The organism is Flavobacterium rhamnosiphilum (assembly GCF_004349195.1).
Lineage (GTDB): Bacteria > Bacteroidota > Bacteroidia > Flavobacteriales > Flavobacteriaceae > Flavobacterium > Flavobacterium rhamnosiphilum.
On record NZ_SMLG01000006.1, the window covers coordinates 112,212 to 128,270 of the forward strand.

Here is a 16,059-nt window from a genome sequence, read left to right on the forward strand (position 1 = left end):
TTAGAATGTTGTCATGCAAAAAATAGCTTAAAAAAACAAAACCCGCTTCAACGAAGCGGGTTTTGTTTTTTTAAGAATCTAAGTAGTCTAGATTAAAACTGCTCTCTTCCAGCAAAATGGAAAGCACCTTCGATAGCTGCATTTTCATCGCTATCAGAACCGTGAACTGCATTTTCTCCGATAGAAGTTGCGTATGCTTTACGGATAGTTCCTTCAGCAGCTTCAGCAGGGTTTGTAGCACCGATTAAAGTTCTGAAATCTTCAACAGCATTATCTTTTTCTAAAATAGCAGCAACAATTGGTCCTCTTGACATGAATTCAACTAATTCACCGTAGAAAGGTCTTGCAGCGTGAACTTCATAAAATGCTTGAGCATCAGCAACAGTTAATTGCGTTAATTTCAAAGAAACGATTTTGAAACCTGCATTAGTAATCATTGCAAGTATGTTTCCGATGTGTCCGTTAGCAACAGCATCAGGCTTAATCATTGTAAAAGTTCTATTTGTAGCCATTTTGTTTGTGTTTTTTAAATTTTGTGCAAAAATAGACTTTTTTTATGAATGTATTTTAATAAATAAATAATTAAAAGATGATTATTTGATATTAGTGCTGTTGTTTTTAAATCTTATACTTTGAAAATCAATTTGTTCTTGTAGAAATACCATAATAGGATTGTCCAAAAGGCAACATAAATCAATGCGAAAGCTAAAGAAGCTGTCATTGGATTAGTAAAAAATGGGGTCACTCCAAAAGAATATAGATACTCTAAAAGATTAATTTGTTCTGTTGGTATTTTTGGATTCTGAAATTGGATCATCGAAAAGATTCTTGGAATTATTCCCGAAAAGAAAAATACAATCATAGGATTTACTCCCCAAATTAAAAATAGCTTAGTCCATTTTGTATGGTTTTTAATGTCAATTAAATAATATAATAATGCCAAACATAATGTTGCCAAACCAGCGGTATATAGTACATAAGAGCTAGTCCAAATAGATTTATTTATTGGAAATACGATGTTCCAGATTAATCCAATAATTACAAGAATGAGCCCAATTCCTCCCATTTTTTTAGCAATTTCAAGCTTGCTGATTTGAAGGTTTAGCAAATTTCCGATACTCATTCCAATTATTCCTGATGCAATTGCGGGTATTGTGCTTAAAACGCCTTCAGGGTCCCAGGTTTTTGTTTGTGCCCACATATGGTTTTCTAATAGTACGCTATCAATCCAAGCCGCAAAATTAGTTCCCTTTTCAAAGTTTGGCGCACCAACTCCAGGAACTGGAATCAGAGACATTAATCCCCAATAAAGCAATAATAGGGATAAAGCGACCAGAAGTTGTGTTTTTTGATTTGTTTTTAAATATAAGAGTGAAACAAAGAAATAAACAATTCCAATACGTTGTAAAACTCCCGGAATTCTAACGTCTTGATAGGCTTCGATTCCGCTAAAAGCTAAAATTAATAAAATGCCAAAAACAGAAAATGCCAAATAGGTCTTTGTTTTTGAATTGAAGTTACCCATAAGCGCATAAGCTACTGCAAAAGTTATTGCCAATCTACTTAGCAATAGTGGAATTCCTTGGAGTCCGAAGAGTTCTATTTTACCAAAATAATTCAGGAATAATCCTAAACAGAATATTCGTAAGGAACGAACAATTATTTTATTAAAAACTCCAGCATCAAAAATTTTGTTAGGCATTGCAAATGGAATTGCAGTTCCTAAAATGAAAATAAAGAAAGGAAAAACTAAATCTGTAGGCGTACAGCCATGCCATTCTGCGTGTTCTAAAGGTGGGTAAATTGATGCCCAACTACCTGGATTGTTTACAATGGTCATCAATATGATGGTAAATCCTCTAAATACATCCAGTGAAATTAAGCGTTCTTTGGTCATTGTTTTGTGGTTTATTTGGTTTTGACAGTTAATTTTTGTCTGGTTTAAGGAAGTGTTATTATGTTGAAATTATTCTCCAGTGGTTTAAGCTGGTTCATTACTATAGAAATCAAATTTTCTCCGTATTCCAAATAAAATTCCGAAAAATTAGCCTGGCGTTCCTGTAAACTTTGGTTGGGGAATAATTCGTTTTGCAAGTCGGTAATGCGTTGCAATTGTTCCGTATGTTTGCGTTTTTGGGCTTTTAATAACCTTCTTTCCAGATTTTCCAATCCTTTTATTTGTTTCGCTTCCTGAGCTTTTACAGCTCCGGTAAAGGATTTATCGGTTTGATGCACTAATGAGTGTAAATAATGAAATTGATTTTTTAAATGTTCTTTTTGGATGGTTAAATCAATAGGGAATTCTGAGAATACTTTTACTTTCTCATTGATTAAATCGACTTGTTTGCTAAACAAAGCTGCCCAAGTCAAATCTAATTTGCCCGCTTTTTTTGCTTGTTTTTCGGTTGCTAAAAGGACTGAGTTTCTAAGTAAAAGCATTGGAAAAGGTACTTTTACAGATTCAAAAAAGGATTTTAGTTCTAACCAATACGCGATTTCTCCACCTCCGCCGATGTAGCATAAATTAGGAAGAATCACTTCTTGGTACAACGGACGCATAATCACGTTGGGGCTGAATTTTTCAGGATGATTTTCTAAAAGTGATAAAATTTCCTTTTCAGAAAACTCGATTTTGGTGTGATTTACTTTGTAGGTATCGTTTTCAAAGAGGATGCGTTCTCGTAAATCATCTTCGATGTAAAACAAATTGATTTCCCGTGGATTCACTTGAACCGTATAGTCTTTTAATTTATCGGCGGTTTCCAGCACCAATTTATGGGAGGATTGGTGAAGTAATTCTTCTTTTATAAAAGGAATGAAGTTGCGTTTTAAATCGGGATTATCCGCATCCAAAATGACTAAACCATACGCTCCAAAAAGCGCATTAGCCAAAAATCTCGTGGCATCGGCTAAATTATCGTGATTGAGATAGGAATCCTCAAACAGTTTTTTGAGTGTATTTGCATTCGTACTGGAACCTAATTCCAGCGCGTATACTTCAAGGAAATCAGCTAAGCCTTCAGTAGACAATCGTCCAACGGGACCAGTGCTTTCTTTGTTCCAACGGAATTTTTTACCTTTAAAATTGAAATAATTAATTTCTTCAAAATCATGGTCTTCGGTCGCCATCCAGTAAATGGGAACAAAACTATAAGCAGGATATTTTGCTTTTAATTCATTGGTTAAATTAATAGTCGAAATAATTTTGTATAAAAAATACAATGGTCCGCTGAATAAATTCAGTTGGTGACCAGTGGTAACGGTAAATGTATTGGTATTGGCTAAAGCGGCAATATTTTGTTTGGTCAAAGTTGAAGCTTCCAAATTTGAATATTGTTTTTCTAATGTAGAAACTAATATTTGTCTTTTGAAATTGCCATTGCTATTGTCATTGAAATTTTTTTGTTTTTCAATGATTTGTGCTTCAAAGTTTTCTAGAGTTGGAAACCGATGGTATAAAGACTGTAGATTTGGCTTTTGATCTAAATAATCATTCATTAATGAAGAGAAATATCCTGAATTCTGATAGCTGATACAGTCGGTTGGCATAGTTTTGAGTTTCTAAATTTGTCGCTAAAGTAAGAAAAAGTAAAGTTATGTTTTTTTGGTTTAAGATATGTTTAGGAAAAGAGTAATTATCGCTTCAAAGTAAAATGACCTCTATGTTCTTTTCCATCGGCTCTGGTCACTACAAACCAATAATCATCAGACGGAAGTTCTAATCCATTCATAGTTCCGTTCCAACCCGAATCGTTATATTGTAACTCTTTGATGAATTTTTCATAACGATCGATGATTTTAATTTTCAGGCCAGGTTCAAAATAGGAGAGTTTAATCTTCCAAGTATCGTTGAATCCATCTCCGTTTGGTGTGAAGAATTTTGGATACATTAATAAATACACTTCGTCATTTACAGTTCCACATTCATTTTTATCGTGAACATATACGGTATAACTTCCATTATTTAAATCATTGAAAACATTGCTGTCCTGATAGTTAATTCCATCTATAGAGTATTCATAATTGCCCAAACCAGTAGCATAAACCGTAATCACGTTTTCGTCATTGGTCCAATCTTGGGTTGTTATTTTGTTAATGGTGGCCGGATTTGATAAAAAGACATTGAAGTTTTTTCTTGATGTACAAATTAATGGATTATTATTTTCTGTAACATCAACCCAATAATTTCCTGGCTGATTGATTGAAATGGTTTGAGATGTTTCAGTAGTTGACCATGAATAAGTATAGAAGCCCGTACCTGCATCGATAATAACATTTTTGTTTACGCAAAGAGGATAAGCGTCCAGCATATTTATTATAGGAGAGGCAATAAAGTTGAATTTCAATTCCGCTACTTTGTAGCAAGAGGTGGCGGGGTTGGTAACTCTAACGTAAACCGTGTTGTTGCTATTGTTTAAATTACAAGAGGAGATGTTGGTGATTTGACTTGAAACGGTATTGTTTTCCGCACCCAAAAGACTATTGTAATAAGTAAAACGATAATTTGTAGAATTGGGAATAAGATTAGTATTGTAAATAGTTAAATCAATATTTTCCGAGCCATCATTTAAGTTATCACACTCCGTTGTTTGATAATCATTGGCAGGAGGAATAGTTAAATAGGCACTATAGACATAAGCAGTATTTGTTAGAGACTTGCAACTTATACCTTTTTTTACAACAAGTGAATAAGAAGTATTGCTTATTAAATTAGTAATGAAAGGATTAGTAGTCCAATTGATTCCTCCATCAAAACTATATAAATCACCAAGTGTTGTAATAGCGATGCTGGCATAAGTGCCACAACCTGCTGGAGTTAGTGTATATTGCGGGTAGCTATTTTCTAAATTATTCAAATAGACATATACGTTTGGCGACGTACAACCTTGTGCGTTTTTAATTTTTATGATATAACTTCCAGCAGTTAGATTACTTAAAGTATTGGATGTTTGCCAAGTGGTACCACCGTCGAAACTGTATTGATCGGCAGAGCTGGTAATGGCGATGCTTCCTAAATTAGAGCAATAAGGTTGATTGGCAATGTATATAGGGGCTGGCAAAAACTCGCTATAGAAAGTCACACTATTAAAATTTGAGATACAGCCAAATTGATCTTTTGTACGAATCAGATAGGTTCCCAATGGCAGGTTGGTTGCCGTATTGTTTGATGTCCAGGTAACACCATCGTCAAAACTGTAGGCTGCGGCAGAAGTAGTTATTGTAATGCTTCCAAAACCGCCACAACTGGTTGGGTTAACTGAACTATAAGAAGGGAATGAGGATAAATAAGGAATTATATTAATGCTTGTATTGTAAGAAATACAACCTGATGCTGTTTTTATTTTTATGCTGTAACTGCCAATAGCCAAATTGCTCATTGTAGCATTTGTTGTCCAAGTGGAACCACCATCATAACTATATTCAGATGCTGGAGATGTGATGGCTATTGTTCCGGTGCTCACAAAACAAGTAGGTTGAGTAACCTGAATTGTTGGCTGTACAGCAACTTGATTGGCTATAATTGTAACAGATCCATTCGCAACACAACCCGTCGCATCTGTAACGGTAACGGTATAAGTTCCTATAGCGTTTACTACAGTATTTTGGGTCGTGGCTCCATTAGACCATAAATAACTGGATCCGGGAGAGGCGGTTAGGGTAGTGCTTCCGCTACAAACATTCAAAATACCTGATATGGTAGCAGTAGGGTTTTTTACTATCAGTTGAATCGCTATTATTTTAAAACATGTCGCATCTTTAGAAGCCCTCACAAAAATAGTGGTACTCGTACTCTCATAATTTAAAAAATTAGCAATAGCATTTGTGTCATTGGTAGCATGATTAAGAGTAGTAAAATAACTAAAGGTCAATCCGGGTTGAATACCTGCAATAAGTGTATTGGCATTGGTCAAGTTGAAAAATTCTTTTCCATTGTGGTTGGTGTCGCAAAGTTCTAGATTTCCTGTTTGAAGTGTGAAATTACAAGTGCTACTACAATTCATAAATGAAATATCCCAACCTGGATTAGCGTCGTCATCTGTTGCAGAAGCAAAACTTGTCCCATTACAATTGGTTTGTGTAATGCCGTAATTGATAGTTACCCCAACATTATAATTGCCAGTGGTTACATTAACTAAATTGGCAGCTTCCAAATTAAAACAAAATTTATGGTTCACTAAATCCAATGATAAAGGAGTAGAGGTTGTATAAATTACTGTGTTTGTGTTATCATAAACTTTCATTGTAATTGATGTAACTGTAGCAGAAATACCGCCGGAATTAGGTAAAGTATAATTTCCACAAACAGAAATGGGCATGCTTGGGCAGATTTTATATAATGGATCCAGTTCAATACTTCCTTGTGAATTTTCAGTAGAATGTAACAAACAAATATCATCTATGTAAGCATAACCAAAATGTCCCATCAAACCACATCTTGTAGCCATAAACTCAACCGTAAATTCTTCATTGTTAGGAATAGAAGAAATATCTAAAATACCAGATTGCCAATTTTTGGTATACAATACGATACTTCCTCCTTCTAAATTAGGTGCTTGTGTGAAAATACAATTCGTTGGATCACCAATTAGACAAAATTCACTGACAACAACACCATTTTTATTCAAAACCCGGGCTTTAAAATAAGGTTGCTCATTATTATGACCACTTTCTGTAATACTTTGTAAAATGGCTTTGTAGTTAAATTTTAAAGTAGTTTCGTTATTGGTTTTAAAACGCTTTGCCTGAACCAATCCCATATTATAATTAGAGGATTTATAGTTCACTTTTAAAGAATATTGATCAAAAGCATTTATGTTGCCAATGTATTCATCCAAAAAATTTGAAGGTATTGTAGAAACCATCAAATTATTATTATTCGGGTCGAATTGCCTGATATTTTGATTTGCAGTTTCTGTAACTGATTTACATTGTATAGGATTTTGAACAAATCCTTCGGTGAACATGAAGTCTTTTAAAACATTGACTCCTGATACGGTTTCATATTCTTCAAATCCACTATTGGAACACATCTGAACAGCAGTTTGTGCTAATGATAAACGATTACTTATTTTGGTGTCAAAGTCAATGTTTTGTTGTTTTTTTTCAAAATAGGTCTTGCGCTCTATGGAATCAGTTATTAAACGACCATTCTGATCTTCGATTTTTATATTTCTGATAGAGGAAAAACCAGAAACCTTTTTATCATGTAAAGGGTGTAATGTATTTTGTGCAAAGATTGTAAAACAAGTAAAATAGAATAAAACGACAAAGATATTTCTCACAGTAAAAGTATTAAAAGGACCCAAATATAGCTAAATATTTACAAATTAAAACAAGAAAAGGTATTATTTAAAACCGTCTTTAAGTTTTGATAGTTTTTATCCCACTTGTAAATGACTAGCATAAATTTTTACGCAAAAACCGATAAATATCCCTTATTTTTGCACAAAACGTATTCCTTTTGAAAACCAAACTTTTCCTCATTACGCCGCCTTTTACCCAACTGAATACACCGTATCCGGCAACCGCATATATCAAAGGTTTTCTGAATACCAAAAATATTGAGTCTGTTCAGGCGGATTTGGGTATCGAAGTGATTTTGAAATTATTTTCAAAAGAAGGACTTTCAAGTTTGTTTACCGTTGCAAGTTCAACGTTTAAAGTTGGAAAAATCTCAGACAATTCTAAAAGAATTTTTGCTTTACAAGATGAATATTTAAAAACGATTGATCCCGTAATTGCTTTCTTGCAAGGGAAAAACCCAACGTTGGCGTTACAAATTTGTCAAGAAGATTTCTTGCCGGAAGCGTCCCGATTTGCACAATTGGAAGAACTCGATTGGGCTTTTGGAACGATGGGAACACAGGATAAAGCGAAACATTTAGCGACTTTGTATCTCGAAGATATTTCGGATTTTATTGTGGAATGTGTCGATGCAAATTTTGGTTTCAGCCGCTATGCAGAACGTTTGGGACGAAGTGCGAATTCTTTTGACGAATTGTATGAAGCCTTGCAACAGGAACCAACCTATATTGATACCGTTCTTCTTTCTATTTTAAAAGAGAGAATAGAAACCATTCAACCTATATTATTCTTGATTTCAGTTCCGTTTCCAGGGAATTTATATTCGGCTTTTCGTTCCGCACAATGGGTAAAAAAGCATTATCCAAACATCAAGATTTCTATGGGTGGCGGTTTCCCTAATACTGAATTGCGTTCGCTTTCAGATACTCGTGTTTTTGAGTTTTTCGATTTTATCACATTGGATGATGGCGAAATGCCAATCGAAGAATTAATTGCTAACATTGAAAATCCGGATTACAACTCCTATAAACGAACCTTTCTATTGGAAAACGGAAAAGTAGTTTATAAAAATAATTCCCTAAAACCCGATTACAAACAATCGCAAGTAGGAACGCCAGATTACTCGGATTTGCTTTTGGATAAATACATTTCGGTTATCGAAATTGTGAATCCCATGCACCGTATGTGGAGCGACGGTCGCTGGAATAAACTTACCATGGCGCACGGTTGCTATTGGGGGAAATGTACGTTTTGCGATATTTCTTTGGACTATATCAAAGTTTATGAACCCGTTGCAGCCAATTTATTGTGCGACCGAATGGAAGAAATGATTGCTCAAACAGGCGAGAACGGATTTCATTTTGTTGATGAAGCCGCGCCTCCGGCTTTGATGCGCGCTTTGGCTCTCGAAATTCTTCGCAGAAAATTAGCCGTGACGTGGTGGACCAACATTCGATTCGAAAAAAGCTTTACCAAAGATTTATGTTTGCTTTTAAAAGCTTCCGGTTGTATTGCCGTTTCTGGCGGTCTCGAAGTCGCTTCCGATAGATTGTTAAAATTAATAGACAAAGGTGTAACGGTAGAACAAGTAGCGAAAGTGACCCGAAACTTCACCGAAGCAGGTGTCATGGTTCATGCGTATTTGATGTACGGTTATCCTACACAAACCATTCAGGAAACCGTAGACAGTCTCGAAATGGTACGTCAATTATTTGAAGTGGGCATATTGCAATCGGGATTTTGGCATCAGTTTGCCATGACAGCGCACAGTCCTGTGGGAATGTATCCAGAGAAATTTGGTGTTTTGAAAGAAACGGAAGCCATTGGAACTTTTGCCAATAACGATATTAATTATACGGATGCAACAGGAATTGACCACGATAAATTCAGTTTTGGATTGAAAAAATCCTTATTCAATTTTATGCACGGAATCTGTTTTGATTACGAATTGCAGGATTGGTTTGAATTTAAAATTCCAAAGACTAAAATTTCACCTGATTTTATTTTTGATGCCTTACAGGAAGAAGAGGATTTCAATAGTAAACCCACAGCCAAAATCGTTTGGTTAGGCGGGAAGCCATTTGTGGAACATTTTACCAAATCCAAAAAAGGGAATTCTTGGGAAATGATGACTTTGACTTTTCATGATAAAAAGGAAAGTTTCAGCATTCAAACGAATAAAAATGAAGGAGAATGGCTGGTAGAAATGCTACAAAAAATCTCCGTTTCGAATGCTAAAATTTATAATTACCAAGAAGTTAAAGCTGATTTTGAATCACATCTGGAAGACTTTGAATTATTTTGGTACTCAAAACCTATTAAAACCCTTAGAGAGTTTGGGTTATTAGTCTTATAAGTTTTTCCACCTAACTATATCTATTTAGCATAAAACTTAATTTTTGGTTTACGAAAACGTTTTCTTTTACTTATTTTTACGATTCTAAAATAGAAACAAATGAGTATTGGTTATAAAGTTAATGTAAACGACACTTTTCATTTTGATTTGGAAAAGGAAAGTGTTTCACAACTGGATGCAGTGCGTGTGGAAACGAATAAGTTCCATATTTTACACGAAAACACTCCTTATCAAGCGGAAATCATCACTTCTGATTTTCTTCAAAAAAACTACACCGTCAAGGTAAACAACAACACGTATACCGTTGCCATTTCAAACCCTTTGGATATTTTGATTAAGGAAATGGGATTCGAAACGGGACTTACCAAACAAGTCAATTTTATCAAAGCACCTATGCCCGGATTGATTCTAGAAATCAGTGTTGTGGTAGGGCAAACTGTAAAAGAGAACGACAACCTAATTATTTTGGGTGCCATGAAAATGGAAAACAGTTTTCTTTCCCCACGAGATGGCGTTATCAAAACCATTTCGGTACTGATGGGAGATGCAGTAGATAAAGGACAGTTGTTAATTGAGTTTGAATAATAAAATACCGCTAATTCGCTAATTAAAAATAGAATATTGAATTATTCAAAGCAAGTGATTGTAAGAGAATTAAAATTAGCGAATCTGCGGTTAAAAAATAAAAAATGAAAAAATTATTAGTTGCCAACAGAGGGGAAATCGCCATCAGGGTGATGAAAACCGCACAAAAAATGGGCATTAAAACCGTAGCAGTTTATTCAACTGCCGACAGAAATGCACCACACGTAAAATTTGCTGATGAGGCCGTTTGGATTGGGGAAGCACCTTCGAGTCAATCGTATTTATTAGGAAGTAAAATTATAGAGGTTGCGAAATCTTTAAACGTAGATGCCATTCATCCGGGTTATGGATTTCTGAGTGAAAATGCTGATTTTGCTGAAGAAGCGGAGAAAAATAACATCATTTTTATTGGTCCAAAGTCGAAAGCGATAAAAATTATGGGAAGTAAATTAGCGGCTAAGGATGCCGTTAAGCAATACAATATTCCAATGGTTCCCGGTTTTGACGAAGCCATTACTGATGTCGAAAAAGCAAAAGGCGTTGCCAAAAAAATTGGTTTCCCTATACTGATTAAAGCATCTGCAGGAGGTGGTGGAAAAGGAATGCGTGTGGTAGAAAGTGAAGCTGATTTTGAATCCCAAATGGATCGCGCCATCAGTGAAGCAATTGCTGCGTTTGGAGATGGTTCGGTTTTTATCGAAAAATATGTGGGCTCGCCAAGACATATCGAAATTCAAATAATGGCGGACAGTCATGGGAATGTATTGTATTTATTCGAAAGAGAATGCAGCATCCAGCGTCGTCATCAAAAAGTGATAGAAGAAGCGCCTTCTTCGGTTTTAACACCTGAATTGCGTAAAAAAATGGGGGAAGCCGCTGTTTTGGTAGCCAAATCATGTGATTATTTAGGAGCGGGAACTGTTGAGTTTTTATTGGACGAAAACAATAATTTCTACTTCCTAGAAATGAATACCCGTTTGCAGGTGGAACATCCCGTTACGGAATGGATTACCGGAACCGACTTGGTGGAACTGCAAATCAGAGTCGCCAGGGGAGAAGCATTGGCAATCAAACAAGAAGACTTGAAAATAAAAGGACATGCGATGGAGTTACGTGTGTATGCCGAAGATCCATTGAATGATTTTCTACCGAGTGTGGGGCATTTGGACGTCTATCAATTGCCTGTTGGAGAAGGAATTCGTGTGGATAATGGTTTTGAGCAAGGGATGGATATTCCCATTTATTACGATCCGATGTTGGCCAAATTAATCACCTATGGAGAAACCCGTGAAGAGGCCATTCAAATTATGATAAAGGCCATTGAAGACTATCATGTGGAAGGCGTGCAGACGACGTTGCCTTTCGGAAAATTTGTTTTTGAACATGAGGCGTTTCGTTCCGGAAAATTTGACACGCATTTCGTGAAGAACTATTATAATGCCGATGTGTTGAAAAAACAAATGGCGCAAGAAGCCGAAATCGCTGCTTTGGTAGCGTTGAAACAGTATTTTGAAGATCAAAAAATCGTACGCTTACCAATTCAATAAAGTATGGAATCTAAAATAAAAACACTAAACGATAAAATTGCCGAAGCACATTTGGGTGGCGGTAAAAACAGAATTGCAAAACAGCATTCCAATAAAAAACTAACGGCGAGAGAACGCGTCAATTATTTGATGGACGAAGGTTCTTTTGAAGAAATCGGGATGTTGGTGACGCACCGAACGTCTGATTTTGGAATGGAAAAAGAACTGTATTACGGTGATGGTGTCATTACAGGATACGGAACCATAAACGGACGATTGGTCTATATTTTTGCACAGGATTTTACGGTTTTTGGTGGTTCATTATCTGAAACCCATGCCGAGAAAATCTGTAAAGTCATGGATATGGCAGTCAAAATGGGAGCACCTATGATTGGACTGAATGATTCAGGTGGAGCCCGTATTCAGGAAGGCGTACGTTCTTTGGGCGGGTATGCCGATATTTTCTTTAGAAACGTACAAGCCAGCGGCGTGATTCCGCAAATTTCTGCAATTATGGGGCCTTGCGCCGGTGGAGCCGTGTATTCTCCTGCGATGACTGATTTTACGATGATGGTTGAAGATACCAGTTATATGTTTGTAACAGGGCCGAATGTGGTAAAAACCGTAACCAATGAAACCGTGACTTCAGAGGAATTGGGTGGTGCGAGTACGCATTCCACTAAATCTGGTGTGGCGCATTGCACCTCGACCAATGATGTGGAATGTCTGGAAGATTTGAAACGCTTGTTGAGTTATTTGCCACAAAGCAATAAAGAAAAAGCACATAATTTACCTTACGAACTGAATGATGAGGTGCGTACCAAATTAGCGACTATTATTCCGGATAATCCCAACAAACCGTACGATATGCACGAGGTGATTGGTGGTATTATTGATGAAGATTCGTTTTTTGAAATTCATAAAAATTATGCCGAAAATATTTTGGTAGGTTTTGCCCGATTGGGAGGAAAAAGCATTGGGATTATAGCGAACCAACCGATGATTTTAGCCGGTTGTCTCGATGTGAACAGTTCGAAAAAAGCGGCTCGATTTACCCGTTTTTGCGATTGTTTTAATATTCCGTTATTGGTTTTGGTGGATGTACCCGGCTTTTTACCGGGAACCGACCAAGAGTGGAACGGGATTATTGTTCACGGTGCGAAACTGTTGTACGCCCTTAGCGAAGCAACCGTGCCAAGAGTAACCGTGATTACACGTAAAGCCTATGGCGGTGCGTATGATGTAATGAACTCCAAACACATTGGTGCCGACATGAATTTTGCCTGGCCAACTGCTGAAATTGCCGTGATGGGAGCCAAAGGTGCCAGTGAAATTATCTTTAAAAAAGAAATTAACGAAGCCGAAGACCATGAAGCAAAACTTTTGGAAAAAGAAGCGGAATATGCCGATTTGTTTGCGAATCCGTATACAGCAGCGCAACGTGGTTTTGTAGATGAGGTAATCCTACCGCAAGACACCCGACGCAAATTGATAAAAGCTTTTAGTATGCTCGAAAATAAAGTGAGTGTTACTCCTAATAGAAAACACGGGAATATTCCTTTGTAATTGTTGGATAGAATTGAAGAAACCACCTGATGAAGGTGGTTTTTTTTTGGTTTTATGCTTTCTAAATTATTTTTCTAATACGAACCTAAACCCAATCCCGTGTAAATTTTCTATTGCAATTCCTTTTTCGTTGGTCAAAATTTTGCGCAAGCGGGAAATAAAAACATCCAGACTGCGTCCCATAAAATAATCGTCGTCGCCCCAAAGTGAAGTAAGGATTTGTTCTCGTTTTAGAACTGTATTTTTATTGTCTAGAAATAATTTCAAGAGTTCGGATTCGCGTTGCGTGAGGGGTATTTTTTCGTTTTCGTTGTATAGAATAAAATTTTTGGTATCAAATTGGTATTTCCCAATTTCATAAATTGATTTCTCAACAGAATTATTTTTATGGGAACGTTTCAGGAAAACTTCTATTTTTAGGATTAATTCTTCAATGCTGAAAGGCTTTACGAGATAATCATCGGCTCCCAAACGCAATCCTTTAATTCGATCTTCCTTCAAGGTTTTTGCCGAAAGGAATATAATAGGAATATCAATATTGACCTTTCTAATTTCAGTAGCCAATTCGAATCCGTCCATTTTTGGCATCATAATATCCAGAATGCAAATATCAAAATTGCCTTTTTTGAAGTTTTCCATACCTGTTTTTCCATCGCAACAATGTGTCACTTCATAGTGGTTTTGCTCCAAATTATCTTTGGTAAGGAATGCTAATGTAGCATCGTCTTCGGCATAAAGAATTCTGGAAGTACTCATTATTTGTTAGGAATTAAAATGGTTAGGGTAATGCCTTTTTCGGGATTATTGGTGGCGTTAATTTTCCAATGATGCAAATTGCAAATCTTTTTTACATAATACAAACCCAATCCAAACCCATTGACCTCATTACTTTTCTCACTCGGAATTCGGTAAAACTTGTCGAATATGAAAGAGAGGTTTTTGTTTGAAATTCCGATTCCGTTATCAATAAATTCGAGTTTTAACACTTGATTTTCTTTCGATAATCGGATAACAATTTCGGGTTTCGTATCGCAATATTTTGCGGCATTATCAAGGAGATTGTAAACTAAATTATTGAAATGAAAGGAGTCTGCAATTATTGTATAATCAGATGAATCCGTTTTGATTGTTGTTGTGATTTCAGGATATTTTAGTTTGATGTTTTCGATGGCATTTTCAATTATCGGAACTATCGCAATGTTTTCTGTATTCAATTCCAAAGGAGAATAATCGGATTTGGCTATTGTCAAAATTTTCTCGATATGCTGGTTTAGTTTATTGCTTTGATTGATAATAATTTCGGCGTAGGTGTAGAGTTTTTTATCCTTTTTGATGGGTTCTTGCTTGATTAAATAGTTGGAAGCAATCAAAATGGATGATAATGGCGTTTTGAATTCATGCGTCATATTATTAATGAAATCCCGTTGTAATTCGGAGTATTTTTTTTGCTGTAAAAGCGTAAAAATAGAATAGACATAAATCAGTAAAATAAGAATTAACACCATTGAAAGTACAAACCAAAACCGCAACGAACTAAACAAATAAGTGGTTTCATTGGGGAAACGAATGGCAAAATAATATACTAAATTTTTATGTTTTGGGAAATAAATAGACTGTTTTCCTTTTGATTTGTCTGATAAAGAAATATAGTTTCCATACACCATTTCATCGCTTTGGCAATTGTACATAGCATATTCAAAATCGGTCGTGAGATTCATTTTTTTGAATTCGGATTTTAGATAAAATTCTAAAATTTCGGGTTCAAAATCATTATCAATATTCACTACATAATAATCATTTGATATTTTTTTTATCGGATTTTCTGTGGGCAAATCGTGGTTGGTACCTTGATATAATTTTTTGGCAACCTCAAGTAAGGCGATATGTGTTTTTTGGCTGAACTTTTTTTCCTCAATAGTAAAAGCTTCTTTGGTCCAAAGGAGTTGTGCCACCAGAATACCAACGATGGCAATGATTCCAAGAATAATAATACTGTTGAGTTTGTTTAGTTTCAAGTAAAAATAGATTTTAAAGTGTAATATTAATCAAAATTACTTTCAAATATAACCATTAACAAGTCGTTAACAAACATTTGAAACTGCTTAACAGGAGCCAAAGATTTTCTAATCTACTTTTGGTATGTTCAAATGAAATAATCTATTGTATAACTATTATAAAAATCAAATTATGAAAATCATCAAAATTTCAATGTTGGCATTAACTCTAGGATTAATGTCATTTTCAGCCATCGCTCCAGCAAATGCTTTGGTGTCAAAAGTTTCGTCTGTTGCTTCGTCCATTTTATGGAAAAGTGAGAGTATAGATGTGGGGCAAATTCCTCATAACACACCAAAAGCCATTAATTATGAATTTAAAAACACAGGAAAAACAACGGTAATAATCACTAACGTACAAGGGTCATGCGGTTGTACAGCAACCGATTATACCAAAACGCCAATTCTTCCTGGGAAATCTGGAAAAGTTACTGCAACGTACAATGCGGCCAATAAAGGTGCTTTTACAAAAACGGTTACAGTTACAACAAATGCCGAAACCACCCCAAAAACATTGACCCTTAAAGGAATTGTTATTTAGGTTTTAAAGGTTGTTTGTAATGTTAAAAACTCGATTTATCTAAGATAAATCGAGTTTTTTTATGGTTAAATCTGAGCTTATTTTTGCTTGTAATTTGATGTTTTTAGATCCATGATTTTAAATAAA

The 16,059-nt window shown here is 35.6% G+C and carries 11 protein-coding genes; 5 read left to right on the top strand and 6 right to left on the bottom strand.

Features of this window, described 5'->3' with window-relative positions; translation table 11 throughout:
• Positions 1-92 precede the first annotated feature (92 nt).
• From E0I26_RS09620 to E0I26_RS09635, 4 genes are all read right to left on the bottom strand, one after another.
• A complete protein-coding gene (locus tag E0I26_RS09620; RefSeq protein WP_113634352.1) occupies positions 93-512 on the bottom strand; it encodes a nucleoside-diphosphate kinase in 420 nt (139 codons plus the stop codon).
• A gap of 113 nt (positions 513-625) precedes the next feature.
• The gene (locus E0I26_RS09625; protein ID WP_131916267.1) at positions 626-1,897 is read right to left on the bottom strand and encodes an acyltransferase family protein; all 1,272 of its coding nucleotides are present in this window, start codon (positions 1,895-1,897) and stop codon (positions 626-628) included.
• A gap of 44 nt (positions 1,898-1,941) precedes the next feature.
• Positions 1,942-3,549, bottom strand: coding sequence for a bacillithiol biosynthesis cysteine-adding enzyme BshC (gene bshC / locus E0I26_RS09630; protein ID WP_131916268.1), 1,608 nt, complete (start codon positions 3,547-3,549; stop codon positions 1,942-1,944).
• An 86-nt stretch (positions 3,550-3,635) separates the two neighbouring features.
• Positions 3,636-7,283: a T9SS type B sorting domain-containing protein gene (locus E0I26_RS09635; protein ID WP_131916269.1), complete on the bottom strand. Its 3,648-nt coding sequence runs from the start codon at positions 7,281-7,283 to the stop codon at positions 3,636-3,638.
• 179 nt (positions 7,284-7,462) lie between these two features.
• Here E0I26_RS09635 and E0I26_RS09640 point away from each other — a divergent pair, with 179 nt between their 5' ends.
• The 4 genes from E0I26_RS09640 to E0I26_RS09655 all read left to right on the top strand — a co-directional run bounded on the left by E0I26_RS09640 (position 7,463) and on the right by E0I26_RS09655 (position 13,338).
• Positions 7,463-9,661: a B12-binding domain-containing radical SAM protein gene (locus tag E0I26_RS09640; protein WP_131916270.1), complete on the top strand. Its 2,199-nt coding sequence runs from the start codon at positions 7,463-7,465 to the stop codon at positions 9,659-9,661.
• 99 nt (positions 9,662-9,760) lie between these two features.
• Positions 9,761-10,246 (top strand): acetyl-CoA carboxylase biotin carboxyl carrier protein subunit, encoded by a 486-nt coding sequence (locus E0I26_RS09645; protein WP_131916271.1) that lies wholly within the window; start codon positions 9,761-9,763, stop codon positions 10,244-10,246.
• A 104-nt stretch (positions 10,247-10,350) separates the two neighbouring features.
• Positions 10,351-11,793, top strand: coding sequence for an acetyl-CoA carboxylase biotin carboxylase subunit (gene accC, locus E0I26_RS09650; protein ID WP_131916272.1), 1,443 nt, complete (start codon positions 10,351-10,353; stop codon positions 11,791-11,793).
• A gap of 3 nt (positions 11,794-11,796) precedes the next feature.
• A complete protein-coding gene (locus tag E0I26_RS09655; protein WP_131916273.1) occupies positions 11,797-13,338 on the top strand; it encodes an acyl-CoA carboxylase subunit beta in 1,542 nt (513 codons plus the stop codon).
• 66 nt (positions 13,339-13,404) lie between these two features.
• Here the strand turns inward: E0I26_RS09655 and E0I26_RS09660 are convergent, their stop codons facing one another.
• Entirely contained in the window at positions 13,405-14,094 is a 690-nt protein-coding gene (locus tag E0I26_RS09660; protein ID WP_131916274.1) for a response regulator transcription factor, read from the bottom strand.
• Positions 14,094-15,353, bottom strand: a complete 1,260-nt coding sequence (locus E0I26_RS09665) for a sensor histidine kinase (protein ID WP_131916275.1) — start codon at positions 15,351-15,353, stop codon at positions 14,094-14,096. Before E0I26_RS09665 ends, E0I26_RS09660 begins: the two co-directional genes overlap by 1 nt.
• 172 nt (positions 15,354-15,525) lie before the next feature.
• Between E0I26_RS09665 and E0I26_RS09670 the strand changes: the two genes are divergently transcribed.
• Positions 15,526-15,933: a DUF1573 domain-containing protein gene (locus E0I26_RS09670; RefSeq protein WP_131916276.1), complete on the top strand. Its 408-nt coding sequence runs from the start codon at positions 15,526-15,528 to the stop codon at positions 15,931-15,933.
• The last annotated feature ends 126 nt before the right edge of the window (positions 15,934-16,059 follow it).

Excerpts from the sequence above, each read along its gene's own strand:
- E0I26_RS09620 (WP_113634352.1), bottom strand. The coding sequence starts at position 512 with ATGGCTACAAATAGAACTTTTACAATGATTAAGCCTGATGCTGTTGCT.
- accC (WP_131916272.1), top strand. The coding sequence starts at position 10,351 with ATGAAAAAATTATTAGTTGCCAACAGAGGGGAAATCGCCATCAGGGTG.
- bshC (WP_131916268.1), bottom strand. The coding sequence starts at position 3,549 with ATGCCAACCGACTGTATCAGCTATCAGAATTCAGGATATTTCTCTTCA.
- E0I26_RS09660 (WP_131916274.1), bottom strand. The coding sequence starts at position 14,094 with ATGAGTACTTCCAGAATTCTTTATGCCGAAGACGATGCTACATTAGCA.
- E0I26_RS09625 (WP_131916267.1), bottom strand. The coding sequence starts at position 1,897 with ATGACCAAAGAACGCTTAATTTCACTGGATGTATTTAGAGGATTTACC.
- E0I26_RS09670 (WP_131916276.1), top strand. The coding sequence starts at position 15,526 with ATGAAAATCATCAAAATTTCAATGTTGGCATTAACTCTAGGATTAATG.
- E0I26_RS09645 (WP_131916271.1), top strand. The coding sequence starts at position 9,761 with ATGAGTATTGGTTATAAAGTTAATGTAAACGACACTTTTCATTTTGAT.
- E0I26_RS09655 (WP_131916273.1), top strand. The coding sequence starts at position 11,797 with ATGGAATCTAAAATAAAAACACTAAACGATAAAATTGCCGAAGCACAT.